We start from the raw sequence: 26968 nt of genomic DNA on the forward strand, positions 1-26968 counted from the left end.
CCGGAATCGTGCCCCGCCGCGAGGCTCCGCGCCGCCCGGTGATCGCCGACCTGTACCGCGCCGCCGACTCCGGATCCGATGCCGCGCGCGAGATGCTCGACGAACGCGCCGAAATCCTCGGCCGCACAGCAGCTCTCATTCGCGACATGTTCAACCCGGACCGAGTGGTCCTGGGCGGCCAGGCATTCACCGGCTACCGCCCCGGAATAGACCGCGTAGCACAGGCATTCGCGGAGAACACCAACCTCCCACCCGCCGACCTGCGCATCAGCCGCTTCGGCGGCCGAGTCCAGGAACACGCCGCCGCGGTAACCTCCCTCAGCGTCTTCTACGCCGACCCCCTCTCCGCCATGCGCCGCGCCACTCGGCAGTAACTCTGGCCTCCGCTTCGCTCCGGCGTGTTCGCGGCCCCCTGAGTCTCACCGCTGAGCCCCGTGTCGGGCACTCGTTCCTCGCACCCGCCACGCGTCTCAGCGGCGAGACGGGCCGCGAACCTTGGTGTCGGCGTTATCTGGGGCTTGGTGGAACGGGGTGCCCAGGGTTGGCGTTGCACAGCGCGGGTGAGCTGCGGTGTGATGCTCCGGTCGGGCCAGAATCGGCCCCGGGCTGCGGCATTGGCGTTGGCGAGGTCCGGGGTGGGTGGAATCCCGGGTGCGGGGTGTCTTCGGCCCGGGGTAGCGCGGCTCAGTGGGCGAAGGCGCGGACTGCGGTGTTGCGCAGGGCTATTGCCGTGCGGGATCGGGGGACGAGCAGTTGGCTCGCGAGGATGAAGCCGCGTTGTTTGGGCTTCACCAGGGTGCGGTGGCGGCGTTCGTAGCGGCGTAGGGCCGCGGACTGGTCGGCCCGGGGTGTGGGCGAGTTCCTGGGCGAGGGTGTGCGCGGCGGCGATGGCGAGGGTGGAGCCGTCGCCGAACAGGGACAGGCTCGACGCGGCGTCGCCGACCAGGGTGACGCGGCCGTTCGTCCAGGACGGCAGTCGGACCTGGCTGACCGAGTCGAAGTACATGTCCTCGGCGTCGGCGACCTGGGCGAGGAAGTCCTCGAACCTGCCCAGCCGGCCGCGGTACGTCTCGGTGACCAGGCGCTTGTGCGCTGCCGGATCGCGGTGATCGAAGCCGGGTACCGGTGCGTGCCGGAAGATGAACGCCGCCAACGGAATTCCGTGTGCCGGATGCACACTGAAGGATCGGCCGGGCGTGTTGTACATGGCCACGGCGTGAGCACCGGCGAGGGTGCGGTCCACCGGCAGGGTGGCCACGAACATGCCCATGTGGCGGATGAACTCCTGCTCGGGTCCGAAGGCCAGCCGCCGCACGCCCGAGTGCAGTCCGTCCGCCCCGATCACCAGATCGAACCGGGCGGGCGCACCGTGTTCGAAGGTGACCTCGACCCCGTCCTCGCGCTGGGTGAGCCCGGTGATCGTGTCGTTCCAGCGGATCTCGGCCTCGTCCTGCGCGGTGGCGAGCAGCGCCGCGGCGAGATCGGCTCGGGCGATCTCGATTTCGCGACCGTCGGCCGAACCCTGTATCGAGTTCATGTTCATCGACGCCCGCTCGTTCCCGGACCCGTCGAGGAAGGCGATCCGTCGCACCACCGTCGCGGCGGCCCGCAGCCTGGGGGCGATCCCCATCTGCTCGACCACCTCGAGCGCGGGGCCCTTGACGTCGACCGGGTTGCCGCTGGCGCGCTGCCCGGCCGCGCGTTCCACGACGGTCACCGTGAATCCCTCTCGCGCAAGCCAATACGCCAATGTCGAACCGGCCACTCCGGCGCCGGAGATCAGCACGCTCTTGTTCATATCGGAAACCTCCGCATTAAGTGGACGACTATCGTCCGCTTAATGCCACGGTACACTAACCGGAAGAAAATCGTCCACTTGTTTCGGAGGTGTGCGGAGTGCGAGCCGATGCGCGCAGTAACCACGATCAGATCCTGGCGGCCGCGCAGGTCATCTTTCGAGAGCAGGGTGTCGAGGTGTCGATGAAGGAGATCGCCGACCGCGCGGGCGTCGGCGTCGGCACGCTGTATCGCCGATTTCCCGATCGCGGCGCGCTGATCACCGCGGCCGCACACTCCTACCTGTCCGGTCTGGCGGATCTGGCGGCCACGGCCATCCGGGACGAGGAGAGTGCCTGGGCCACGCTGTGCCGATTCCTGCGCGAATGCGCCGAGATGCGGCTGGGTGCGCTGGCGGCGGCCATCGAGCCGACGCTGCACGCCGACATCCGCAGCGATCCCGCGCTGACCGAGGTGCGCGGCCGCATCGCCGCCCACGTCGAGGACATGACCACGCGGGCCCAGGCGTCCGGCGAACTGCGCGCCGAGGTCACCTCCCGGGACATCGCCGCCCTGATGACACTGCAGGTCTTCGTCTTCCCGGCCGAGTCCTACGGCGAAACTGCCCGCCGCACAATGGATATCGTCCTGGAAGGTCTGCGCGCCCGCTGAGTGCCGCGGCCCGCGGCGGGCTCGATCAGGGCCCGAGATCCCACAGCAGCCGGTAGTAGAGGCCATCCGCGTCGCATCGGGATCGCACCCGTAGGCGTCGAAGAACGCCGGTTCCCAACCGGGACCGTAATTCCAGTTCAGGCTCCAGGTGGCCACCGCGAGATCGGCCCAGCGATCCGCGACGCCGAGCGTGCCGAGGTCGACATGGGCCGTCCAGCGGCCGTCCTCGCCGATGAGAGTGTTCGGCGCGCACGGATCGCCGTGGCATACGACCTCCCGGTCCGCCGCCGGGATGTCGGACAGGAGTCGCACGGCCGCAGGAACATCCAGCACCTGATGGTCGGAAGACCAGGTCGTCGGATCGATTCGGCCGGAGGCGGCGCGTCGACGGACCTCGGCCAAGCGCTCGGGTGCGGTCCAGGAGAACGGACACGACCGCACCGGCAGTGCGTCGTGCAGCTCGCGCAAGCCGGAACCCAGTGCGCGCACGGCGGTTTCGGGGTCGGCCAGCCAGCGCGCGTCGACCGCGCTGACCCCCGGCCGGGCCGCGGTGACCAGCCAGGAACCCTCGTCGTCGCTGCCCAGGTCGAGCACGTGCGGGACGGGTGTGTAGTTGATCGCCCATCGCAACCGATCGGCCTCGGCGGCCAGATCCGGAGCGACGTCGCGGGGCGGCCATTTCACGAAAAGCCGTTCGGCTCCGGCGGTTTCGGCCACATCGAAGGTCAGCCCGCCCAGCTCGTTGCGCCAGACGCAGCGTCGTGGCCGGTCACCGGCCACTCGGGCGATCGCGGCCGGTTCGGGCACGTCGGAGTGCGGCGGACCGGCCGCCGGCATCATCGTGCGGGGCCGTTCGTGGCGAACAGGCCCTCGACGGCGGTGATGAAATACGGGAAATGCCCGGCGAATCGGCTCAGATCCCGATCCTGCTCGAATCCGCCGAACCAGTACAGGCCCGGTTCGCGATCGGCGGACAGATCGATCTCGCGGAAGGTGCGGATCCAGTTGTCGGAGCGCGCGCCGATGACCGTGTACGGCAGACCGCGCGAGAACACCTGCTCGCGTTCGGCCGGTGGCACCAGCTCCACCTGCATCGTTTCGAGTCCGCGCTGCAGGCCGCGCACCCGTCCGGCCAGGGTGCGCCCGGCGGGCGTGCGGGCCGGGAGATAGGTGGGCAGCAGCAGCGTGGCCACGCCGCCGAGGCCGATGGCGATGCCGACCAGTGCGTATCCGCCCGAGATCGCCAACCCGACGGTAGCGGCCAGGCCGACGAACAGGAGGATCACGCCCAGCCAGAACGTCAGGCCGCGGCGTTTGCGGTCGATCAGGATGCCGTGTGCCAGGGCGTCGGCCCGCAGTGCCGCGCGGGCGGATTCGCCGGCGGCGCGGCCGCGCAGCTCCGACAGCAGCGCCGATTCGGCGCCCTCGGGCAGGATGGCCCGGTAGATCTCCCGCTCGAACTCGCGCAACTGCTCGTCGGGCGGATTCAGGCGAGTGATGCGCCAGTCCGAATCGCTGACCGGCGCGACCCAGATGTACCGGCGCACAGCCAGATCCACGACGGTCGAGGCGAGATCGGCGGCGTCGACGGAATTGTCGAGCAACAGACCGGCCTCGCCCGGCAGCACACCGTCGGGCGAGACGAACTGTGCCTTACTTCCCTTGCGCTGCACCGGATCCACGACCTCGGCGCCACCCAGGGCCGCCGCATCCTGGCGACGCGACCACAGCACGTATCCGGCCAACGCGATGAGCGCCACGATCAGTACGCCGAAGGCGATCAGCACCGGCGCGGTGATCGAGAACGGCCCGCGCGAGGTTCCATCGGTGATGTCGGCGTTGGCGGGTACGGTCCCGGGCGGCAACTGCAGGGTGACGTCGACGATGTCGCCCTTGTGTAAACCTTTCTCCTGCAACATCATCACCCCGTCGGGTTCGACACTCGCATTGCACGTGTGCGTGCTCGCCTGCGGGCCGACCTTGCAGTCGATGATGCCCATCCGATAGCTGGGGCTGATCAGCGTGGCGTCGAAGGAGGCCACATCGGACTGGAGGACCCCGGTCCAGCGGAAGATCTGCGTGCCCGGCGCATCGCTGACCGTGTTGTGCACGGTGTACTTGAACGAGGACGTCCCCGCCGGGGCGTCCACGGTGAACAGTTCACCGCTCACCTTGGCCGAACCAGGCCCGGTGCTGGAGATGTCGCTGATCTTGAATCGGCGCTCACCGCCCTTGTCGCCCAGGGCAACTCGCAGCGGCAGCGCCATCTGGAACTTCCCGCCCTGGGGAACGGTCACCTTCTCGGCGACCTCCAGGTTCCCGTCCCTACTGAGTTTCACATCGGCCTGGATCGCCACGCCGTCGGCCGGTGCCTGTGCCTGTGCGGCGGGTGCTGTTAGCAGCATCCCGGCCAGAACCAGCATCAAGGCGCCGAGAGCGCCCCCCCGAAAAATCAGCATGGGGCAACAGCATAGACAGCTTGGTATTCTTCGGCATCAGCTAATCAGTTGACCGAGAGACGGGGGCGTGGGGGAGTGAGCCGACCACCCTATGGGAACGGTCCTGGTACGCCCGGTGGTCCGGCCGGACCGCGCGGTCCGCAGCCGGGGAATCCGCCGGGATACGGAGGTAACCAGGGTTATCCACAGCAGCCCGTTTATCCCCAACAGCCCGGTCCGCCGCACTACGGCCCCCGGCCGGGTTATCCACAGCAGCCGGGCTACGCCGCGCCCCCGCATCCGCCGGGGTACGGCGGGCAGATGCCGGCGCGTCCCTACGGCCCGGCCGGGGTTCGCCCGGCGCCCTACGGTCCGCCGATGGGCCGCATGCCGTACGGGCCGCCACCCGGTCGTCCGCCCGGTGGAGGGCGGGGCGGAGCGATCGGCGCGCTCATCGCCGTGGTCGTGGTGGTCGTCGCCGGTGCACTGGTCCGCCTCGGGCTGTACACCGCGATCGACCAGACCACCACCTCCGTGGCCGGTCCCTACACCACCTACCCCACCTCGACGACGACGCCCGGTGTCGCCGAGACCGGCAACAATCCCGTCCTGGCCGATCCGGGAACGGCACTGAGCCAGGCGAATTGCCCCTACGCGAGCTGGAGCACCCAGGTCGACCAGGCGCGCAAATTCTTCGAAAGCGCCGCCGCATGTCTGGCCACGGCCTGGAAACCGGTGCTGGCCAAGGCGAATCTGCCGTTCAACCCGCCGGTGCTGAGCGTGACCGCGAGCACGACCGGACTGAGTACGCCCTGCACCGGCAGTACGAGCAATTTCGCCGCCTTCTACTGCAACGTGAATCAGACCATCTACATCCCGTTGGACCACATCCAGACCGATGTGATCGGAAACCGTTGGGAGCGTTACCTTTCGGTCTTCGCACACGAGTACGGACATCACGTCCAACAGGAGGCGGGCATCCTGAGCAAGGCGCACGAGGACGAGTACGACGCGGGCGTGGAGACCTCCAAGGGAATGGAGGTCTCGCGGCGGATCGAGTTGCAGGCGCAGTGTTTCGACGGCATGTACCTGGCCGCGAGTGCCGGGGGCGGATCGCTGACCTCGTCGCAGATCACCATGGCGCGCAAGGACGCGTACTCCCGAGGTGACGACGATTCCGATATGCGCGATCACGGCACGAACCAGCATTCGGGCGACTGGTTCAGTCTCGGCTACGACCGGAACAACACCGCTCGGTGCAATACCTACACGGCCTCGTCGAGCCAGGTGAGCTGACTGCGGATGGCCGAAGATCTGTTGCCTCGCAGTAGCTTTCGCTGGATCTTCGCATCGATCGAGATGGCCGAACCATGAATCGGCCGCCGTATCCGCCGGGGCCGGGAGGTCCTGCCGCGGGCGGTCCGTACGGGCCGCCTCCGGGACCGGTCGGACCGGGGTACGGTCCGGCGCAGCCCGGTCGTCCCGAATATGGCGGTCCGCCACCGGGATACGGCAACCATTCCGGAATGGGGCCGCCACCCGGTCCGCGACCGCCGTACGGTGCGCCGCTGCCGCCCGCCGGATATCCGCGTCGACCCCTGCCGCCGCTGCCGCCCGCCGGGTACCACGGTCGGCCGCCCTCCTCGGGTGGCGCAGGTGGCGCGATCATCGCGGTGATCGTGGTGCTGTTCGTGTTCGGCATGGTCGCTTCGCTGGTGGTGTTCGCCACGATGGCCGAACAGGACAATGATTCCACCAGCGCTTCCGGTATCACCCCGAGCTACAGTTACCCGTCGACGGCCGACGAAACAACCACGGCCGCAACGTCATCCGAGACCGCGACGACATCGCGGAACGTGACGGCGAGCCGGACCGCTCTGGCGGCGCCCACCACCACCGCGGCGGCCGGACCCACCCCGGTCGCGGCGACAGCGACCAATCCGCTGTTCGCGAATCAGAACAACGGTCTGATCAACATCCGCTGCAGCCTCCCGCCATGGGCCGCGAATTCGGCTGCCGCGACCGCCTTCTTCGACGCCGCCTCCACCTGCTTGGGCAAGATGTGGCAGCCGATGCTGCAAGCGCAGAATCTGCCGTTCCACAGCCCTCGGGTGGCCGCTCCCGCGCATTCCGCCGACGCGTCCTCACCGTGCAGCAGTTCGGGAAACTTCGCCGCGTACTTCTGCAGCGCCAACGACACGATCTACATGCCGCTGGACACCATCCAGACCGATGCGTACGGCAGCCGCTGGTACGTCTACCTGGAAGTCTTCGCCCACGAGTACGGCCACCACATCCAGGCGCTGTCCGGGATCATGGACCGGCAGGCACAGGAGCGCGAGGATGCGGGCGCGAGATCGGACAAGGGCCTCGAACTGTCCCGCCGGACCGAACTCGAGGCGCAGTGCTTCGCGGGTATGTTCGTCGGATCCTCGCTCTACGCCCGACTTTTCACCAACGACCAGGCCGTGTTCATGCAGCGGGATCAGTACACCCGCGGTGACGAGTCGCAGAAGACCGATATGCACGATCACGGCGTCGGCCGACATTACGGCGACTGGTTCGTGAACGTCGGGGAGAAGTACAACCGGGTGTGGCGGTGCAATACCTGGACCGCGCCATCGAGCGAAGTGAGCTGATCAGGTATCGGAATCGCGTTGTGCGCGACGCAGTTCGGCCAGCCAGCGGGCGCCCTCGTCCGGTTCGGGGACCGGATCGCAGCCGATGATGTCCAGGACCGCGTGCCCGAGGCACGCCGCGCCCAGGACGCGATCGATCATCGTGTCCACATCACCCCACGGCAGTGCGGGTTTGGCGATCAGCAGCGAGGCGATGCCGTGCGCCGCTGCCCACAGTTCCAGGACGACCGGCAGCGTGTCGCCCTCGGCGATCGTGCCGGAATCCATTGCCTCCCGGACGGTTGCGGTGAACCGGACGACTGCGCCGCTGCCCAGCACCTTGTCCACCGCACTGGGCCCGTCCTCGCCGGTGGGTACGAAGGCCAGGCGGTACTGCTCGGGATTGTCCAGGGCGAATCGCACATAGGCCATGCCCTGATCACGCAGCCGGGTGATCGGTGAGCGCGTCGGATCGGTGGCCGAACCCATTGCGGCGTCCAGGTTTTCGAAGACCTGCGCCACCGCGGCGTCGATGAGCGCGTCCTTGTCGGCGAAGTGCCGGTAGATCGAGGGCGCGCTCACCCCGACCAGCTTGCTCACTTCCCGGATGGAGACCGCTTCGGCATTTCCGGTGCGTGCGAGGAGTTCTCGGGTCGCGTCGAGAATCTCCTCGCGCAACTGCGCGCCGGATCCGCGGGCCGAACGCGGCCGCCGGGAGGACGTCACGGATGCATCACCAGTTCGGGCTCGGAGGTGGGTGGCGTGGATTCCTCATGGAATCCGAACCTTTCGTGCAGGCGGCGCAGCGGTGCGGGCGCCCACCAGTTGGCGGTGCCCAGCAGCCGCATCAGCGCGGGCACCAGGAGTCCGCGAATGACGGTGGCGTCGGCGAGCACGGTCAGGGTCAGACCCAGGCCGAACATCTGCAGGAACGACACCTTCGCGGAGATCATGGCCCCCAACACGATAGCCATCAACAGTGCGGCCGCGGTGACGATGCGCCCGGTGTGCGCGACACCCAGGGCCACCGACCGCGTGTTGTCCGCCGCGGTGCGGTCGGAGGCGAGCCAGGCCTCCCGGATCCGGGAGAGCAGGAACACCTCGTAGTCCATCGACATGCCGAATGCCAGGCAGAACATCAGCAACGGCATCGTCGGGGTCAGGAAGCCGGTCGTGGTGAAGCCCAACAGATTCGACAGATGTCCGTCCTGGAAGATCCACACCATCATGCCGAACATCGCGGTCAGCGAGAGAGCGTTGATGACCACCGCCTTCAGCGGTATCACCACGCTGCCGGTGAACAGGAACAGCACCACGAAGGTGGCCAGCGCGATGAGTGCGATCGCCAGCGGCAGTCGCGCGCCGAGCGAATGCAGTCCGTCGGCGTCGATTTCGGCCATCCCGCCGAACAATGTCGGCGCGGGCGCGGGTACCGCCCGCAGGGCGCGCAGTTGCTGCTGTCCGGCCACGGAGTACGGATCGATCGTCGATGCGACGGTGAGGTATTGGCCCGACGCGTTGGCCATACCCGGTGGCGTCGCGGCCATTCGGCCGCCGGAGATGTACACCCCGGCGTCGGACAGCACCGCGGTGACGCCGTCCACCTTGGACAGTGCCGTCGCATACGAACTCGCATTGCCCGAATAGCCGTGCAACACGACAGTTGTCCCGTTCCCGGCATTGACGCTCGGGAAGTCGCTGCGCAACGCGTCGCCGACCGCGCGGCTGCTGGTGCCGACGGGCATCACCCGATCGTCCGGATATCCGAATTTCACGCCCAGGAACGGGGATCCGAGCGCGAGCAGTACCACGATGATCACCAGCGCCACCGGAATCGCGTGTCGCATGACCCAATTCACGGTGCGATACCACCGCGACCGTTCCGCAGCGACGGGCACGGGTGCGGGCCGACGCAGCAGCCGTCGCATCCCGGCACGGGCGTCCAGGGCGTTCACCCGGTCGCCGAGTAGGACCAGCGCGGCGGGCAGCAGCACGATCGATGCCGCCGCCGCGGCGACCACCACCGCGACGCCCGCATAGGCGAAGGATTTGAGGAAGTACAGGTTGAACACGCTGAGCACGGCCATCGCCAGCGCCACCGTGAGCGCCGAGAACAGCACGGTGCGTCCGGCGGTCTGCACCGCGCGCACGGCCGCGTCGCGGTGGGCGCGTCCGCCGCGCAACTCCTCGCGGTAGCGACTGACGATGAACAGGCTGTAGTCGATCGCCAGCGCCAGCCCCAACGCGGTGGTCATGTTCAGCGCGTAGATCGAAACGTCGGTGAACAGGGTGAATCCGCGCAGGATCGCCATCGCGCTGGCGATCGCGAACAGACCGACCGCCAGCGGCAGGGCCGCGGCGATCACACTGCCGAAGACCAGGGTGAGCACGATCGCGGTCAGCGGCACCGCCACGCCCTCGGCGACGGTGAGGTCCCTGGTGATCTGCTTGTTCGCATCGTGGTAGACGGCCGTCTCGCCCCCCGTCCGGACGGTGATTCCGGGCGCCGTGTCCGCGAATTGCGCCGCGAGGGTTCCGGCGGTCTTCTGCGCGACGTCGTCGCCGCCCTTCAGATAGGCCAGGACCAGTGCCTCGTGCCCGTTGGTGCTACGCAGCGCCGAGGCGACCGGTCCGGGACTGGTCCAGTACGACCGCACCCCGACCACGTCGTTACGGGACTGCAGGGTGTCGACGATCCGTGTCCCCGTCGTGCGTGCGTCCGGGGCGTCCACGCCCTGGTCGGCATCGACCAGCAGGACGAAGTTCGGCTGTGCGCCGTCGAAGTCCTGCGCCAGCAGTTGCGCGGCGCGGGAGGATTCGGCGTCGTCGGAGGTGAAGCCACCGGCCTCGAGATGTGAGGTGACCGATGCGCCGAACAGACCGCAGAACACGGCCAGCGCGAGTGCGGCGAGCAGCACCGCTCGCGGGAATCGGGTCGAGAATTGTGCGATTCGGGTCAACATGGGAGCCCCCAGTCCACGGTGAGGTAACAGCGTTAGCCTAACGCTGTTACCTCACCCTTGCGCAAGAGGTCAGTGATCTCGATCACCATGCTGGCCGTGCTGGCCCTGTTGACCGTGACCGAACAGCCCGCGCGGGGCGTGTCCGTGCACGCCCTCGGCGTAGGCGGTCTCCGCGTGCAGGGCGAAGTCGATGCCGCCGGCCTCCTCCTCCTTGCTGATCCGGAAGCCCATGACGCGATCGATGATCTTGCCCAGCGCGTACGAGATGACGAAGGCCCAAGCCGCGACCACGACCACCCCGAGCGCCTGCTTGCCCAGCTGGGTCAACCCGCCGCCGTAGAACAGCCCGCGCGGACCGCCGGTCATCACCCGGCTGGCCAGCAGGCCGATCAGCAGCGTGCCGACGATGCCGCCCGCGAAGTGCACGCCCACCACGTCGAGCGAATCATCGTATCCGGCACGGAATTTCCAGCCGACGGCGAACGAACACACAACGCCCGCAACCAATCCCACGATCACGCCGCCGAGTGTGGTCACCGAACCGCAGGACGGGGTGATCGCGACCAGACCGGCCACCGCACCCGAGGCCGCACCGAAGGTGGTCGGCCGGCCGTCGCGAATCCGTTCCACCACAAGCCATCCCAGCATGCCCAGGCAGCCCGCGACGAGAGTGTTGAGGAAGGCCGCCGCGGCGATTCCGTCGACCCGGAACGCCGATCCGGCATTGAAGCCGAACCAGCCGAACCACAGCAGGCCCGCGCCCAGCAGCACGAACGGCAGATTGTGCGGGCGCATCGCGTCGACCTTGAAGCCGATCCGCGGTCCGAGCACCAGGGCCAGAGCCAATGCCGAAGCACCGGAAGCGATCTCGACCACGAGCCCGCCCGCGAAATCGAGTGTGCCGAACGAGGCGAGCCAGCCGTGCGGCCCCCACACCCAGTGTGCGACCGGCGCGAACACCAGCAGCGTCCACAGCGGGACGAACACCATCCACGCGGAGAACTTCGCGCGGTCTGCGATCGCGCCGCTGACCAGCGCCGCGGTCAGGATGGCGAAGGTCAGCTCGAAGGTGGCGTACAGCAGTTCCGGTACGCCGCCGCGCACCGTGGACGGGCTGATGCCGGACATCGCGGTGTGCGCGAGTGTGCCGATCACGCCGCCGCCCGCGTCGGGGCCGAATGCCAGGGTGTAGCCGAACAACAGCCACGTCACCGTCACGAGCGGGATCGAGATGAAGCTCATCATCAGCATGTTCAGTACGCCGGTCGAGCGCACCATGCCGCCGTAGAACACGGCCAGGCCGGGTGTCATGAGCAGAACGAGCGCGGTGCTGGCCAATAGCCAGGCGGTGGTAGCGGGGTCGAGGGTCGAGGACATGGGGACTCCTTCCACGCGCGTGAAGCGCTGCATGGAAGTTACCGAATGCCAATCTCCCGGCCTGACGGGTGGCCGGGCGCGTCCAGATGGAAGTTATCCGCGACGGGCGCGGCGGGCCAGTGCGCGGCGGCCGCGGGGGCCGGGCACCGGCAGATCCTCGTCCAGGGCCAGCCATCCGGCGGTGTGCAGCCACTGCTGCTGGGTTCGCGCGTCGGCGGTGTCGTTGAACACTCGGCGGCCGCGGTCGTCGCGCAATTCGTGCGCGAGCACCGACCAGCGCGGCGGACGGCCCTGCTCGGTCCGATAGTCCTCGAGGTAGGCGGCCACGATCGTGCCGATGGTGTTCACCGGCCGCAGCGAGACGCGGTTGCCGAATTTGGCCGAGTGGAAACGGCGCGCCGCGCACAGCGATCGGGGCGTCGCGTCGAATGCGATCCACCCGGCGCGCTGCACCCGCTCGATCAGCCAGAGGTGTTTCACGGCCGACGGCGCGATATCGCCGACATGTTCGACGATGAGGTGCATGACCGGTTCGGTCTGCAGGATGTCGCGGCGGGTCGGACCGTGGCCGTGGTCGTCCCAGTATTGCTGGGTCAGGGTTGCCAGTACTCGCCCGAATTCTTCGACATTGCGCTGTGCGCGGCGGCCGAGGCGTTCGATGCGTTCGGCCTCGGCGCGCATCTGGTTCTGCACGATGAGGGTGCGCACGGCGGCGGGTGTCGGCACCTGACCGCGGTCGAGGAGTTCCAGGATCGCCGCGGCGGTATGCGGGTCGGCGGCGGCCGAGACAGGTAGCGAATCGCGGTTGAGGGCGAAGTCCGAAGGACTGATCGCCCTGCTCAGTAGGCCCGTGGCCGCGCTGTTCCCGGCGAATTCGGTATGTGAGAGCCACGCGGCGGCGGTGGTGTCACACGACTGCACGGTGGATATTTCCTCCGGGACGTTGGCGGGAGCGCGACGCGGAGATGGGAGGACTCCCGATGCGTACTGTGGATTGCCAGGTTGTGCCCCGGTCGGGATGAGGGACCGGCCGGGACCACCAACCTGATGAAGGTTTGGCTACCGAAGTTGCCGTGGTCTACGTTAGCCAGCCAATTGCCTTGAATGCCAATCGGTTTACTCGATCGTTATGTATGTGTTGTCCGAATAAAACAGGTGTACAGTTTGTTACCCCCGATCGATACCGTTTCGAGTTCATCGATACGACAGTGATTGATTGCATTTCGAATTTCTTCGCGACGCCGTCCTTCACACGGTTCCACTGCCCGGCTCACGAACAAGCTGAAGGAATGATTAGTTCCCCGAGCCCGACCTTCGGGTGGAACCACCCGAAAGCCGCCCGGCCTCGGGCCGGCAAGGCGAACGAACGCCGCCGTCAGCTTCGTGAAGGTTGCGCCAAGATCGCCCACCCCACGCGCCATGGGGAAGTAGCGCAGCCACCGAGCCCTGGAGGAGAAGGCCAAGGGCAGCCCGGGCCAGGCCGAGAATTCATGCTGTCGGTGGTCGCCGGTACCCTCGGGCCGTGGCTCTGTACCGGAAGTATCGACCGGCAACATTCGCAGAGGTGGTTGGGCAGGAGCATGTCACCGAGCCGCTGAGCACTGCGCTCGACACTGGGCGGATCAGTCATGCCTATCTGTTCTCGGGTCCGCGCGGATGCGGTAAGACGTCCTCGGCGCGAATTCTGGCGCGTTCGCTCAACTGCGTCGAGGGGCCGACCTCGCGGCCGTGTGGGGTGTGCCCGTCCTGTGTGGCGCTGGGCCCCGGCGGTCCGGGGAATCTGGATGTCATCGAGCTCGACGCGGCCAGTCACGGTGGTGTGGACGACACTCGCGAGCTGCGCGACCGGGCCTTCTACGCGCCCGCCGAGTCGCGGTACCGGGTGTTCATCGTGGACGAGGCGCACATGGTCACCACGGCGGGGTTCAATGCCCTGCTCAAGATCGTGGAGGAGCCGCCCGCCCATCTGATCTTCGTCTTCGCCACCACCGAACCGGACAAGGTGCTGCCGACCATTCGTTCGCGCACCCATCACTATCCGTTCCGGCTGCTGCCGCCCGCGACCATGCGCGGACTGCTCGGCACGATCTGCGAGCAGGAGGGCGTGCCGGTCGAGGAGGCGGTCTATCCGCTGGTCATCCGGGCCGGTGGCGGTTCGCCGCGAGACAGTCTGAGCGTGCTGGACCAGCTGCTCGCGGGTGCGGGGCCGGAGGGCGTGACCTATCCCCGGGCGCTGGCGTTGCTGGGCGTCACCGATATCGCGCTGATCGACGACGCGATCGAGGCGCTGGCCGTCGACGACGGCGCGGCGTTGTTCGGCACGGTGGACCGCGTGGTGGAGGCCGGGCACGATCCGCGCCGGTTTGCCGGTGATCTGCTGGAGCGGCTGCGCGATCTGATCCTGTTGCGCGCGGTCCCCGATGCCGCCGACCGCAATCTGGTCACCGGGCCGGGTGATGTGCTGGAGCGGATGCGCGATCAGGCTCAGCGTCTGGGTCCCGCCGCCCTGACCCGCTACGCGGAACTGCTGCACGAGGGCCTGGGTGAGATGCGCGGCGCGACCGCCCCCCGCCTGCTGCTGGAGGTCATCTGCGCCCGCATGCTGCTGCCGATCGCCTCGGACTCCGAATCGGCCACCCTGCAACGTCTGGAGCGCCTGGAACGTCAGATGGCGGGTGGCGTGGTCGCTCCCGCGCCGAATGCGGCTCAGGTACCTGCCCGCGCTGCGGCTCCGGCCGAGGAAAGCGAACCGTCCGGCCGGGCTCCGGCCGAACGCCCACAATCGGGCCCGCCCCGTCGCCGTGGCGCCGAAGCCCTGGCCGCAATACGTGAGAACCGTTCCGGTGGATCGTCGAACGCGCCCACGCCGGATACCGCGCCGCCCGCTCAGCAAACACCCGAGCAACGCCCGCATCCGGCTCAGCGCGCTCAGTCGTCCGGCCCCGAATCGTCTCGCGCCCAGCAGAATCCGGATGTCGCACCGGCGAGCCCGTCGCGGGAGCCGGTACCGGACGATGCGTCCGGGGCAGCGTCGACGATGCCCGCCGAGCAGCCTTCCAGCGGTGATTCGCAAGCTTCGTCAGGGGAGCGCGCACCGGGAAATGCGCAGCGGTCCGGGCAGCAGCCTGCCGACAACGCCACCTCTCAGTCCTCTACCAGCGGCGATCCGGCGGAACGGGCGGCAGTGCCGCCTGCCGATGCACCCACTCGAGCGTCTTCCGACGAACGACAGCGCGCCGAACGGTCCTCGACTGGCGATTACGCGGAGGGTGCGTCCACGAGCGAGGCACCCGCGCGCCCTGACGCCGAGTTGCCGTCGGATATCCAATCGAATTCGGAATCCCCTGTACTGCAGGATGATTCGAGCTATTCGGACTATCCCGAACCGGCTGCGTTCGCATTCGCCCCGGGTGTGTCAGGTACTGAATCCCATGCCCCACAAGATGATTCGACGATGGATGCGGCATCCGAGCCGGGTTCGGTGGCTCCCGGCTCGACCTCTCCGGGGCGCTCCGCAGCCGAGCCGTCTGCTCTCGCACCGCAGGCCGCCCGGCCCGATGCTGCCGCCGACGCCCCGCAACAGTCCCGAGCCGCGACGGATGAGCCCACTGCGGCGTCATCGGCCAACGCGGGACCAGAGCAGGCTGATGGTCCGGCAACCGGGACGCAGATGGACGGAGCGTCCCAGGGCTCACGCGCACCGTCGACCGGACCCGCCGACCAGCCGTCGCAGATGGCCGAGGGCACGTCGGCCCTCGATGCGCCGGTGCCCGAGCAGTCACAGGTAACGGATTCCGGGCCGGTAGGTGCGCCGCCCGCGAACACCGGGGCAGCCGGTGCCGATGATGGCGCTCCCGTTTCCGCATCGGCGAGTGAATCCGATTCCAGCGCAGCAGATTCCGACTATTCGCAGGGGACGGGCGAAGCGCCCGCGGCCGCCGGTGGCGACGTGCTGCGCGAGGTCGAGGCCGCGTGGCCCGAGATTCGCACCAAGGTGCGGGAATTCGGTGCGGCCGTACATGCCCTGCTGTCCGGCGCCTCGGTGGCGCGGCTCGAGGGTGACACGGTCGTGCTGGCTCATCAGCACGCGCCGCTGGCGCAGCGATTGGCGAATCCGAAATATGTGGAGGCCGTGCAGTCCGCGATCCATGCGGTGCTCGGGCGGCGGTACGAGGTGCGGTGGGAGGTTGCGGGGGCATCGTCCGGTGCCGCGCGGCCGGAGCCGCCCGCTCGACCACAGCCGGCTGCGGGGCGCGGCGCTCCGGCGCGATCGGCCGAGCCGCCGAAGTTCACCCGGCCCAGCCAGGCCCGTGGTGCGGCTCCCGAAACGGGTGCGGCCCCGCGTGCCTCGCGTCCCGCGGGCGGGGACTCGGGTGAGCGTTCCGGTGGCGGCTCGGTGAATCGCGCCACCCCCGCGAGTGACGCTCCGGCGCCGCCGGATGACGATATTCCGCTGCCGGACGGGCCCGATCTCCCCGACGACCCGGGGCCCGCAGACTACTCGCCGGTAGGTTATGACGGTGTCCCACCTGCGTCTACGCCGGAGGAGGAGCAGGAGATGCTCGCCGAGTCGGTGCATCCGGTCCCGCAGCAGGATCGCCGCGACCCCGATGAGGTGGCCTTGGAGCTGTTGAGCGCCGAACTGGGCGCGACTCGGCTGGAGGCTTGACAGACACCCTCCCGACGACCTTAAGTTAACCGGAGTTCGCATCCGGCTGTACTATGAACGGGTGGTCGTCAGCATCGGCGCTCCGAGGTTCTATGGTATGCCCAGGTGTACGGGTGCCCGGGAGTCGGTGGGGCCGATGCGTGCCGACGTTTGTACAGCGTTATACGACGGAACCGGGGCATCACGGCCTGCGTGCGAACGCAGGGTCCCGGGAGCGTCGCCTGACAACTAGAGCGGTCGGTCACAGGGCCGGTCGGCGAGGTTACCTGCAGCGATGCCGCACTGTGCGGTGTCGGGGCACCGTAAGGAAGGAAAAACTCCGTTATGACCACAGAGGCCTACATTTTCGAGGCCATCCGCACCCCGCGTGGCCGCAACAAGAAGGGCTCGCTGCACTCGGTCAAGCCGATCGATCTCACGACCGGTCTGGTGAAGGAGCTGCGCAATCGCTTCCCGAACCTCGACGAGGATCGCATCTCGGACATCATCCTCGGCGTCGTCTCGCCGATCGGTGACCAGGGCGCGGACATCGCCCGCACCACCGTGCTCACCGCCGGCCTGCCCGACACCGTCGGCGGCATCCAGATCAACCGCTTCTGCGCCTCGGGCCTCGAGGCCGTCAACCTGGCCGCGCAGAAGGTCCGCTCCGGCTTCGACGACCTCGTCATCGCCGGTGGCGTCGAGTCGATGTCCCGCGTGCCGATGGGCTCCGACGGTGGCGCGATGTTCGCGGACCCGTGGACCAGCTACCAGAACTACATTGTCCCGCAGGGTATCTCGGCCGACCTGATCGCCACGATCGAGGGCTTCTCCCGCGACATCGTGGACAGCTACGCCGTGCAGTCCCAGGAGCGCGCGGCCGCGGCCTGGACCGGCGGCTACTTCGCCAAGTCGGTCGTGCCGGTCAAGGACATGAACGGCCTGACCGTGCTGGACCGCGACGAGCACATGCGTCCCGGCACCACCGTCGAGGACCTGGCCAAGCTCAAGCCCTCCTTCGCCACGATCGGTGAGATGGGTGGCTTCGACGCGGTGGCGCAGCAGCGGTACCACTCCGTGGAGAAGATCGAGCACGTCCACCACGGCGGCAACAGCTCGGGCATCGTCGACGGCGCGGCAGTTGTGCTGGTCGGCTCGGAGGAGGCCGGTAAGGCTTCCGGCCTGACCCCGCGCGCTCGCGTCGTCGCGACCGCCACCTCGGGCGCCGACGCGACCATCATGCTGACCGGCCCGACCCCGGCCGCGCACAAGGCTCTTGCCAAGGCCGGTCTGAGCGTGGACGACATCGACCTGTTCGAGATCAACGAGGCGTTCGCGTCGGTCGTGCTGAAGTTCCAGAAGGATCTGAACATCCCGAACGAGAAGCTGAACGTCAACGGTGGCGCCATCGCCATGGGCCACCCGCTGGGCGCCACCGGCGCGATGATCACCGGCACCATGGTCGACGAGCTGGAGCGCCGCAACGCCCGCTACGCCCTGGTGACCCTGTGCATCGGCGGCGGCATGGGCGTGGCCACCATCATCGAGCGCGTCTAACCCGACCGCGGCGCGTACCGGCGGGCCGAAGGAGGCAGCTTGCGTAACCACGTAGGCCCTCGGAAGCGCCGCCATTCAATTCAGACTTCCTTCAGGAGAACTCGAAAACTATGACCGACAACATGATTGCCTGGGAGAAGGACGCCGACGGCATCGTCGTGCTGACCATGGACGACCCGAACCAGGGCGCCAACACGATGAACGAGCTCTACAAGACCTCGATGTCGGCCACCGTGGACCGGCTCGAGGCGGAGAAGGACGACATCACCGGTGTCGTCATCACCTCGGCGAAGAAGACCTTCTTCGCCGGTGGTGACCTCAAGAACATGATGCAGACCGGCCCGGACGACGCGCCCGCCATCATGGAGGAGCTCACCGTCATCAAGGGTGCGCTGCGCCGGCTCGAGCAGCTGGGCAAGCCGGTCGTGTCCGCGATCAACGGCGCCGCCCTCGGTGGCGGCCTGGAGATCACCCTGGCCACCCACCACCGCATCGCCGCCGATGTCAAGGGCCTCAAGCTCGGCCTGCCCGAGGTGAAGCTGGGTCTGCTGCCCGCCGGTGGCGGTGTCACCCGCACCGTGCGCAAGTTCGGCCTGCAGACCGCGCTGCTGCAGATCCTGCTGCAGGGCAACGAGTTCGACGCGAACAAGGCCAAGGGCATCGGCCTGGTCGACGAGGTCGTCGGCACCGTCGAGGAGCTGGTCCCGGCCGCCAAGGCGTGGATCAAGGCCAACCCGGACAAGGGCGTGCAGCCCTGGGATGTGAAGGGTTACAAGATCCCCGGCGGCACCCCGTCCAGCCCCGCGCTGGCCGCCAACCTGCCGGCCTTCCCGGCGAACCTGCGCAAGCAGCTCAAGGGCGCGAACATGCCGGCGCCGAAGAACATCATGGCCGCCGCGATCGAGGGCGCCCAGGTCGACTTCGACAACGCCTCGCTGATCGAGTCGCGCTACTTCGTCAACCTGCTGACCGGCCCGGTCGCGAAGAACATGATCCAGGCGTTCTTCTTCGACCTGCAGTCGATCAACAACGGCGGTTCGCGTCCCAAGGACGTGCCCAAGCGCGAGATCCGCAAGGTCGGCGTGCTGGGTGCGGGCATGATGGGCGCGGGTATCGCGTACGTCTCGGCCAAGGCCGGTTTCGAGGTCGTGCTCAAGGACGTCTCGCAGGAGGCGGCCGACCGCGGCAAGAACTACTCGGAGAAGCTGGAGGCCAAGGCCCTCTCGCGCGGTAAGACCACCGAGGAGAAGTCCAAGGCGCTGCTGGATCGCATCCACCCGACCGCGGACGCCAAGGATCTGGCGGGCGTCGACTTCGTGATCGAGGCCGTCTTCGAGAACACCGAGCTCAAGCACAAGGTGTTCCAGGAGATCGAGGACATCGTCGAGCCCGACGCGTTGCTGGGCTCGAACACCTCGACCCTGCCGATCACCGGTCTGGCCGCGGGCGTCAAGCGTGAGCAGGACTTCATCGGCATCCACTTCTTCTCCCCGGTCGACAAGATGCCGCTGGTGGAGATCATCCGCGGCGAGAAGACCTCGGACGAGGCGCTGGCCCGGGTGTTCGACTACACCCTGGCGATCCGCAAGACCCCGATCGTGGTCAACGACAGCCGTGGTTTCTTCACCTCGCGCGTGATCGGCACGTTCGTCAACGAGGCGATCGCGATGCTGCTCGAGGGCATCGAGCCGCAGACCATCGAGCAGGCCGGTCTGCAGGCGGGCTACCCGGCCGCGCCGCTGCAGCTCTCGGACGAGCTGAACCTCAAGCTCATGCAGAAGATCGCCAAGGAGACCGAGGAGGCCGCGCAGGCCGGTGACACCACGATGGGTACCACTCGGCACCCGGCGCTGGACGTCATCGACTACATGGTCGCCGAGGGTCGTCCGGGCCGCCTCGAGAAGGCCGGTTTCTACGAGTACGACGAGGACGGCAAGCGTCTGGCTCTGTGGAACGGGCTGCGTGAGCACTTCAAGACCAGCACCGAGGACAAGGTTCCCTTCCAGGACCTGATCGACCGGATGCTGTTCGCCGAGGCCATCGAGACGCAGAAGTGCTTCGACGAGGGTGTGCTGACCACCACTGCGGACGCGAACATCGGATCGATCTTCGGTATCGGTTTCCCGGCCTGGACCGGTGGTGTGCACCAGTTCATCGTCGGCTACCCGGGTGGACAGGCGGCCTTCGTGGCCCGCGCCGACGAGTTGGCCGCCAAGTACGGCGACCGCTTCCAGGTGCCCGCCTCGCTGCGCTGATCGGATGAGTTCCGGCGGTGACCAGCCGCCGGGAGTTCCTACGCACGGCCCGGACCCCCGTTGACGCGGTGGTCCGGGCCGTCGTCGTCGGTGGGTGAATCGTTGCCCGGGGGGGTTTGTTCGTGCGGGGCGCGCGAGAGGTGGAATTGCGGACGCGCGCCGCCGCGGCGAGCTACGTTGGACTCAGCGCAGGCATCGAGGACGGTCCTATGAATGCACGCAGGGACAAGGTCCGCGGTACTCCCTCGGAGTCGGACACACAGCAGTATCAACCGGTGAACATCGCCGAGGAGCTGGCAGCCATCGGCTTGTCCGATGCCGAGGAAATCGGCCGCGGGGGCTTCGGGGTCGTATTTCGCTGTGTCCAGGAGACGTTGAGCCGCACCGTCGCGGTGAAGGTGCTGTCCTCGGAGATCGATGCGGAGAGCCGCGAACGTTTCCTGCGTGAGGAACGTGCGATGGGCCGGTTGTCCGGCCATCCCAATATCGTCGACGTGCTGCAGGTGGACGTCACGGCAAGTGGATTGCCGTGTCTGGTGATGCCGTATGCCGTGCACGGTTCGCTCGAACAGCTGGTACGCGACAGCGGACCGTTGAGCTGGGCCGATACGTTGCGCGTCGGGGTGAAACTGGCCGGGGCGATCGAGAGTGCGCACCGGGTGGGGGTGCTGCATCGGGATGTGAAACCCGCCAATGTGCTGTTGAGCCGTTACGGCGAACCGCAGTTGACCGATTTCGGCATCGCCCGGATTCCGGGCGGTTTCCGGACTTCCACCGCCATGATCACCGGTTCGCCCGCGTTCACCGCGCCCGAGGTGCTCAAGGGCGAGGAGGCCACGGTCCTCTCGGACGTCTACGGGCTGGGTGCGACGTTGTTCGCGCTGCTCACCGGGCATGCGGCGTACGAGCGGCAGTCCGGGGAGAAGATCGTCGCGCAGTTCCTGCGGATCACTACCCAGCCGGTGCCGGATCTGCGCGCGCAGGACATTCCGGCCGATGTGGCCGCCGCGATCGAGCAGGCCATGTCGACGGATCCGGCCGAGCGTCCGGTCTCGGCGCTGGCCTTCGGTGAGCTGCTGCGCGCGGCACAGCACGATCACGGGCAGCCCGCCGACGAGATGGCGCTGCTGGATTCGGGGCCCGATCCGGATCTGCCGAGCGCGCTGGAGAACATGCCTTCGCGCACGGGTGTGCTGTCCAGCGGTCCGCGCACCGCGCTGACGCTGCGCTCGGACGGGGCGCTGAATCCTGTCGGGGCGTTACCACCCACTGCCGCAACGAAATTCCGGCCGCCGACGCTGACTCGCGAACCGGTGTCGCGGCCGCGGCTGCTGGACATCCTTCGGGCCGGTGGCCGACGGCGGCTGGCGGTCGTCCACGGCCCGGCCGGTTTCGGCAAGAGCACGCTGGCCACGCAGTGGCAGGCCGAACTCGTCGAGCACGGAAATGCGGTGGCGTGGATAGGAATCGATCGCGACGACGACAACGAGGTGTGGCTGCTGGCCCATCTGGTGCGCGCCATCCGGCGGGTGTGCCCGGATATCGGGGCCGGGCTGGAGCAGGTGCTCGAGGAGCGGTCGGACGAGGCGGTGCCGTATGCCATATCGACGCTGATCGATGAGATCCACGCTGGTGGCCGGACGGTGGTGGTGGTCATCGAGGACTGGCATCGGATCACCGACGCCGGGGCACGGCGTGCGATGGATACGTTGCTGGACAACGGATGTCATCATCTGCGGTTCGTGATCACCACGCGCGAGCGGTCCGGTCTGCCGATGAGCCGACTGCGGGTGCGGGACGAACTGGTCGAGATCGGCACCGCGGAGCTGCGGCTCACGCAGTCCGAGATACGGCAGATTCTGGTGGAGCGCAACGGATTCGAGTTGACCGATGCGCAGTTGGAGCGGATCGGCCGGGCCACCGACGGCTGGCCCGCGGCGATCGCGCTGGTGAGCCTGTCGCTGCGGGCTCGCACCCAGGCGGCCGGAAAGGGCGATTCGGGCGATGCGGTGTCGGAGGTCGACACCGATCAGCTGATCGGCCATCTGTCCGAGCGCAACGAGCCGATCGGCGAATATCTGGCCGAGAACGTCCTGGACACCCTCGAACCTCGGATGTTGGCGTTCCTGATGTCGCTCTCGGCGACCGAGAAGGTGTGCGGATCGCTGGCCGCCGCGGTCAGCGGGGAGGCCGACGCCGAGGAACTGCTCGAGGAGGCGTGCCGCCGCGAGCTTTTCGTGCGCCGACTGGATCACGATCCCGTGTGGTTCCGATTGCAACCGCTGTTCGCCGAACAACTGCGCACCCGCCTGGAACGCGAATCGCCCGGTGCCTCGAAGAGTCTGCACCGCAAGGCTTCCCGCTGGTACGCCGAGCATCAGCTGCTGCGCAAATCGGTGGATCACGCCCTGGCCGCGACTGATCTGAAGTTGGCGCTGGACCTGCTCGAGGGCGGCGGGATGGATCTGATCGACACCTCGAAACTGGCCACCCTGCTCGGTTCGGTGTCCAAACTCCCGGTGCAGCAGGTCGCGACGCGTTCGAAACTGATGCTGGCGCTGGCGCGGGCCAATATCAATCTGCAGCAGTCCAGCGCCGCGCGCACCGCCCTGGGCCGGGTGAGCAGTATGTTGGCCCGCAACTCGCCGACCGACGCCGACACCATGCGGCAGCGCTGCGAGGCGGATGTGCTGGCCGCGGCCGACATGGTCGCCCGTGACCGCACCGACGGTGTGGCGGAACGGGTTTCGGACACCCTGGCCGCCGCCGACGAACTGCCCGCGTGGACCGTGTCCACCGCCGCGAATCTCATATCATATGTGCGGCTGTGCGATTTCGACTACGACGGCGTGCGCGAGATGCAGGATTGGGCGGCTCCGTACCACGCACGATCCAAGGAACCGCTGGGCGAGGTACTCGGGCTGTTGAATCTCGCGGCGGCCGGCTACGAGCAACTCGATATCGCCACGGCCACACGGTGTTGCGAGCAGGCGTGGCAGGTCGCCCGGAATCGCTCGGGTCCGCGTTCACATGCGGTGCGCGCGGCCGCGGCACTGCTGGGCGAGGTGCGGTACCGGGCCGGTGACCTCGATGCCGCCGATGAGCTGCTCGACGAGAGTCATCAACTGGTCGCCCGGGTGGGGCCCGCGGATTTCATGATCACCACATTCGTGGTGGGCTCGCGGGTGAAGTCCGCGCTCGGCGATACCGAGACCGCGGTCGCGCGGCTGGCCGAAGGTGCCCGGTTCGCCGCCGACCGCCGACTGCCCCGGCTGGGCGCGCACATCCGAGCCGAACAACTGCGGCTCGGCCTGGCCCTGGATGCGCCGACCCCGTTGGGAGATCCGGGATTACGGCCGATCCGGCACCTGAGCGGGACCGCCGCGCTGACCGCCGAGGCCGAGGAGATCGCCGCGGTGCGCGCACTGCTGGCCCGCACCGCCGCACACGGCGGCCTCGATCCGTCGCGAGGTTACGACCCGTACTTCGGCAATGCCGATTTCGCCCCGCTCGGCGTCGACGATTCGGCCGTCAAACGAGCCCGCGCGCTCCACAGCCGGATCGTCGAACAGCAGCGTCCCCGTGCGCAATTGGACGTGACACTGCTGCTGGCCGAATGCCTCTCGGCCGCGGGCTGGACCGGGGAATCCATCGCCACCCTCACTCCCGCCGTGGTCCGTTGCGCCGAATTGGGCTGGCGCAGACCGCTTCTGGATGCCGGTCCGGGAGTGTTCTCACTCCTGCACGCCATGCGCAACGAAATGCTCCTGGGCACAGAACATTCCGAGGTCACCGAGGAAACTCACCGATTCCTGGATTCGCTGTAGTCGGAATCGACTCGGGCCGCCGCCGGTGGCTGTACTCCACCGGGCGGCGGCCCGCATCGGTTGTAACTGGGGATCAGGCGTTCCACCAGGGGCGCAGCGGGACGTCCCAGGTCTCGTTCGGGCCCAGCTTCATGCCCAGGACCTGATGCAGCTGAACCACGTTGCGCTCGAAGCCGAGTCGGCTGCCCGCCATGTACAGGCCCCAGACCTTCGCGGTGCCCTCGCCGACCTCTTCGACGCAGGCATCCCAGTTCGCGACCAGGTTCTTGCACCATTCGGCGAGAGTCAGCGCGTAGTGCGGACGCAGATTCTCCTCGTGCACCACTTCCAGTCCGGTGTTCTGGATGTCGGAGATGATGCGACCCGAGCCGATCAGCTCACCGTCGGGGAAGACGTAGCGGTCGATGAAATCCCCGGCCCGGGTGGTGCGGGTGTTGTCCGGACGGGTGATGGTGTGGTTCAGGAACAGCCCGCCATCGCGCAGCTTGCTCTTGATGAAACCGAAGTACGACGGGTAGTTCTGCACACCGATGTGTTCGGTCAGGCCGATCGAGGACAGGGCGTCGAAATTGGATTCGCGCACGTCGCGGTAGTCGGAGTGGCGCACCTCGGCCAGATCCGACAGCCCCTCCTCGACGACCTTCTTCTGACCCCACTCGGCCTGCTCGGCGGACAGCGTCGCGCCGATCACCCGCACGCCGCGCTTGGCCGCGTAACGCACCATTCCGCCCCAGCCGCAACCGATGTCGAGCAGCCGGTCGCCCGCCTTCAGGTTCAGCTTGTCGAAGACGAGGCGGTACTTGTTCTCCTGCGCCTGCTCGAGCGTCTTGCCCTCGTCCTCGTAGCACGCGCAGGTGTACGTCATGGACGGGCCGAGAACGTATTCGTAGAAGGTGTTGGAGACGTCGTAGTGATGGTGGATCGATTCCGCGTCGCGCGTCTTGGAATGCCGCAGACCTTCCATCGCGATGCGCCGCCAGCGCGGCACCGTCTCCTGCGGCGGCGGCGCGATCGGCTTGAGCGCATCCCAGCCGAGCGAGCGGGCGATCGTCACCAGCGCCAGCGCAGAGGGCCGCCGGAACTTCAGATCGCCCATCGCGCGCAGGATTTCGTACGGATCGCCCGGATGGATGCCGTCGGCGGCCATGTCACCGGCGATGTACGCGCGGGCCATACCGAGGTCGCCGGGGGCGGTGGCGATGTAGTTGATACCGCGCGGGTTGAGGATTTCCAGACCGAATGTCGAATCCTTCGGCCCGGTGCTGCTGCCGTCATGTGCGGAGAAGCGGATCGGAACCTCGCCGTCGACCAAGGTTTCGAAGATCTCGGCGATGCTGAGCTTGGTTCCCAGCTCCGCGAAAACATCGGAACGGTCCCTGAATGTGGTCATTTGCGTTGCACCGCCTTCGAATACAAGTCCAGCAAACGCTGATCTGGGTCATATCGCTTTTTGAGTTCGGTATAGATGTCGCCGCCGTAGAGTTCGGCGAACTCGTCCTTACCGTAGTAGGAATCCGAGTACAGCGACTTGTGGCCGTCCAGTTCGGAGACCTTGTTCTCGATGGCGCGATTCGCCGCGCCCTCGGGCTGACCGGGAACGGCCGGCACAGCGGACCAGAATCCCACGTTCACATAGGCGCGTTCGGGTTCGAGCGGATACAGGGGCCACGGCCGGGTGCCGGATGCGCCGTCACGAAGACGCAACGGGCACAACCACAGCGGCTCGATGGGTATCTCGTCCAGGAACCACTGCACGAATTCCGCGGTGCGCTCGATCGGCACCTCGATATCCTGCACGACGCGCTCCTGCGGCGGATTGCCTTTGCGCGCTTCGAGTTTGTCGGCGATATCATATTTGTGGTCCAGCGCGATCAGCTTCCAGTAGAAGCTGGATCGGCGGTACTGCTTGGGCCACATCCGGCGAATGCGCGGATTCTGCGTGCCGAATGCGCGTGAGCACCAGAACCAGTCGGTGTCCCAGCGCCAGATGTAATCGTGAATGGTCAGCCGGTCGCGTTTGGGCCGATCCGAATCATGCTGGATGGAGCGGTAGAAGATGTCCATTCCGGTGTAGTCGCTGACCGGGCCGGGTTCGTCGGTCTGCCGGCCCAGCACCAGATAGCTCTCCTGCGCGGTGAACACCACGCCGTCGAGATAGTCGACCCGCTCGCCGTCGTAGGACCGGTCGGCGATGATCCGCGTCATCGTGGACTGGAGTTCGCCCAGATCGTGGAATCGCACGTGCCGCAGCGCCACATAGGGCAGCACGGATTCCAGCTCGATCTTCAGTCGTGTCGAATAACCCAGCGTCCCATAGGAATTGGGAAAACCGCGGAACAGGTCGGCATGCTCGCCGTCGGGCGTCGCGGTGAGAATCTCACCGGCGCCGGTCAACACGTCGATCTCCAGGACCGATTCGTGCGGCAGGCCGCTGCGGAATGACGTGGACTCGATGCCCAGGCCGGTGACCGCGCCACCCAGGGTGATCGTCTTGAGCTGCGGCACCACCAGCGGGACCAGTCCGTACGGTAGCGTCGCGGCGACCAGGTCCTCGTAGGTGGTCATTCCCGCGACGTCGGCCGTCTTGGCCGACGGGTCCACGGAGATCACCTGCGTCAGACCGGAGACGTCCAATCCGGGCGCGTTGGACTTGGCCCTCGCACGGAACAGATTCGAGGTCTTCTTGGCCAGCCGGATGTTCGCGTCCCGGGGGATCGCGCGGTAGCTGGCGAGCAGACGATCGACTCCTGCACGGTGCGCGGCAAAACCTGACTCGCGTGCGGCCGGCGCGCGGCCGGCCTTCCCCAACAGACTCACTGCCACACCCAGACGCTATC

Annotated in this window: 14 protein-coding genes and 3 pseudogenes; 8 read left to right on the forward strand and 9 right to left on the reverse strand. The window is 67.6% G+C overall.

Annotated elements, in window-relative coordinates; translation table 11 throughout:
- Positions 1-374, forward strand: a pseudogene (locus ON40_RS01535) (hypothetical protein); the annotation flags it as partial.
- Here ON40_RS01535 and ON40_RS01540 read toward each other — a convergent pair.
- Complete coding sequence (locus ON40_RS01540) at positions 329-1798, reverse strand: FAD-dependent oxidoreductase (protein WP_218008722.1); 1470 nt, start codon at positions 1796-1798, stop codon at positions 329-331. The pseudogene ON40_RS01535 and the gene ON40_RS01540 overlap by 46 nt on opposite strands.
- Positions 1799-1896: 98 nt before the next feature.
- Between ON40_RS01540 and ON40_RS01545 the strand changes: the two genes are divergently transcribed.
- Entirely contained in the window at positions 1897-2448 is a 552-nt protein-coding gene (locus tag ON40_RS01545) for a TetR/AcrR family transcriptional regulator (RefSeq protein ID WP_040817596.1), read from the forward strand.
- A 25-nt stretch (positions 2449-2473) separates the two neighbouring features.
- On the opposite strand, the pseudogene ON40_RS01550 reads toward ON40_RS01545, so the two are convergent.
- Positions 2474-3285: pseudogene (locus ON40_RS01550) on the reverse strand (aminoglycoside 3'-phosphotransferase).
- Complete coding sequence (locus tag ON40_RS01555; RefSeq protein ID WP_040817599.1) at positions 3285-4907, reverse strand: DUF2207 family protein; 1623 nt, start codon at positions 4905-4907, stop codon at positions 3285-3287. Before ON40_RS01555 ends, ON40_RS01550 begins: the two are co-directional and overlap by 1 nt.
- Positions 4908-5207: 300 nt before the next feature.
- On the opposite strand from ON40_RS01555, the gene ON40_RS01560 reads away from it, so the two are divergent.
- Positions 5208-6182, forward strand: a complete 975-nt coding sequence (locus ON40_RS01560) for a neutral zinc metallopeptidase (protein ID WP_245567608.1) — start codon at positions 5208-5210, stop codon at positions 6180-6182.
- A gap of 230 nt (positions 6183-6412) precedes the next feature.
- Positions 6413-7525: a neutral zinc metallopeptidase gene (locus ON40_RS01565; protein ID WP_157186158.1), complete on the forward strand. Its 1113-nt coding sequence runs from the start codon at positions 6413-6415 to the stop codon at positions 7523-7525.
- On the opposite strand, the gene ON40_RS01570 is transcribed toward ON40_RS01565, so the two are convergent.
- The 4 genes from ON40_RS01570 to ON40_RS01585 form a co-directional block, all read right to left on the reverse strand.
- Positions 7526-8230, reverse strand: coding sequence for a TetR/AcrR family transcriptional regulator (locus ON40_RS01570; protein ID WP_040817602.1), 705 nt, complete (start codon positions 8228-8230; stop codon positions 7526-7528). It abuts the gene before it with no gap.
- Complete coding sequence (locus ON40_RS01575) at positions 8227-10467, reverse strand: MMPL family transporter (protein ID WP_040817605.1); 2241 nt, start codon at positions 10465-10467, stop codon at positions 8227-8229. Before ON40_RS01575 ends, ON40_RS01570 begins: the two co-directional genes overlap by 4 nt.
- A gap of 69 nt (positions 10468-10536) precedes the next feature.
- A complete protein-coding gene (locus ON40_RS01580) occupies positions 10537-11844 on the reverse strand; it encodes an ammonium transporter (RefSeq protein ID WP_040817806.1) in 1308 nt (435 codons plus the stop codon).
- Positions 11845-11937: 93 nt separating this feature from the next.
- On the reverse strand, positions 11938-12765 hold the full coding sequence (locus ON40_RS01585; protein ID WP_040817607.1) for a hypothetical protein: 828 nt from the start codon (positions 12763-12765) through the stop codon (positions 11938-11940).
- A gap of 601 nt (positions 12766-13366) precedes the next feature.
- Between ON40_RS01585 and ON40_RS56460 the strand changes: the two are divergent.
- From ON40_RS56460 to ON40_RS01605, 4 genes and pseudogenes are all read left to right on the forward strand, one after another.
- Positions 13367-14995, forward strand: a pseudogene (locus tag ON40_RS56460) (DNA polymerase III subunit gamma and tau); the annotation flags it as partial.
- Positions 14996-16837: 1842 nt separating this feature from the next.
- Positions 16838-18049: an acetyl-CoA C-acetyltransferase gene (locus ON40_RS01595; RefSeq protein WP_040817613.1), complete on the forward strand. Its 1212-nt coding sequence runs from the start codon at positions 16838-16840 to the stop codon at positions 18047-18049.
- Positions 18050-18159: 110 nt separating this feature from the next.
- Positions 18160-20304 carry a 3-hydroxyacyl-CoA dehydrogenase NAD-binding domain-containing protein gene (locus tag ON40_RS01600; protein WP_040817616.1) on the forward strand — a complete coding sequence of 715 codons (2145 nt, stop codon included), beginning with the start codon at positions 18160-18162 and terminating at the stop codon, positions 20302-20304.
- A 209-nt stretch (positions 20305-20513) separates the two neighbouring features.
- The gene (locus ON40_RS01605; protein WP_040817619.1) at positions 20514-24131 is read left to right on the forward strand and encodes a serine/threonine-protein kinase; all 3618 of its coding nucleotides are present in this window, start codon (positions 20514-20516) and stop codon (positions 24129-24131) included.
- Positions 24132-24204: 73 nt separating this feature from the next.
- Here the strand turns inward: ON40_RS01605 and ON40_RS01610 are convergent, their stop codons facing one another.
- Positions 24205-25521: a class I SAM-dependent methyltransferase gene (locus ON40_RS01610; protein ID WP_040817622.1), complete on the reverse strand. Its 1317-nt coding sequence runs from the start codon at positions 25519-25521 to the stop codon at positions 24205-24207.
- A complete protein-coding gene (locus tag ON40_RS01615) occupies positions 25518-26948 on the reverse strand; it encodes an FAD-binding oxidoreductase (RefSeq protein ID WP_051192559.1) in 1431 nt (476 codons plus the stop codon). Before ON40_RS01615 ends, ON40_RS01610 begins: the two co-directional genes overlap by 4 nt.
- Between the last annotated feature and the right edge of the window lie 20 nt (positions 26949-26968).

It is taken from the genome of Nocardia jiangxiensis NBRC 101359 (assembly GCF_000308615.1).
GTDB lineage: Bacteria > Actinomycetota > Actinomycetes > Mycobacteriales > Mycobacteriaceae > Nocardia > Nocardia jiangxiensis.

Bases quoted from the DNA above. Each gene is read 5' to 3' on its own strand.
- ON40_RS01540 (WP_218008722.1), bottom strand. From the start codon at position 1,798: ATGAACAAGAGCGTGCTGATCTCCGGCGCCGGAGTGGCCGGTTCGACA.
- ON40_RS01555 (WP_040817599.1), bottom strand. From the start codon at position 4,907: ATGCTGATTTTTCGGGGGGGCGCTCTCGGCGCCTTGATGCTGGTTCTG.
- ON40_RS01560 (WP_245567608.1), top strand. From the start codon at position 5,208: ATGCCGGCGCGTCCCTACGGCCCGGCCGGGGTTCGCCCGGCGCCCTAC.
- ON40_RS01565 (WP_157186158.1), top strand. From the start codon at position 6,413: ATGGGGCCGCCACCCGGTCCGCGACCGCCGTACGGTGCGCCGCTGCCG.
- ON40_RS01575 (WP_040817605.1), bottom strand. From the start codon at position 10,467: ATGTTGACCCGAATCGCACAATTCTCGACCCGATTCCCGCGAGCGGTG.
- ON40_RS01580 (WP_040817806.1), bottom strand. From the start codon at position 11,844: ATGTCCTCGACCCTCGACCCCGCTACCACCGCCTGGCTATTGGCCAGC.
- ON40_RS01595 (WP_040817613.1), top strand. From the start codon at position 16,838: ATGACCACAGAGGCCTACATTTTCGAGGCCATCCGCACCCCGCGTGGC.
- ON40_RS01600 (WP_040817616.1), top strand. From the start codon at position 18,160: ATGACCGACAACATGATTGCCTGGGAGAAGGACGCCGACGGCATCGTC.
- ON40_RS01605 (WP_040817619.1), top strand. From the start codon at position 20,514: ATGAATGCACGCAGGGACAAGGTCCGCGGTACTCCCTCGGAGTCGGAC.
- ON40_RS01610 (WP_040817622.1), bottom strand. From the start codon at position 25,521: ATGACCACATTCAGGGACCGTTCCGATGTTTTCGCGGAGCTGGGAACC.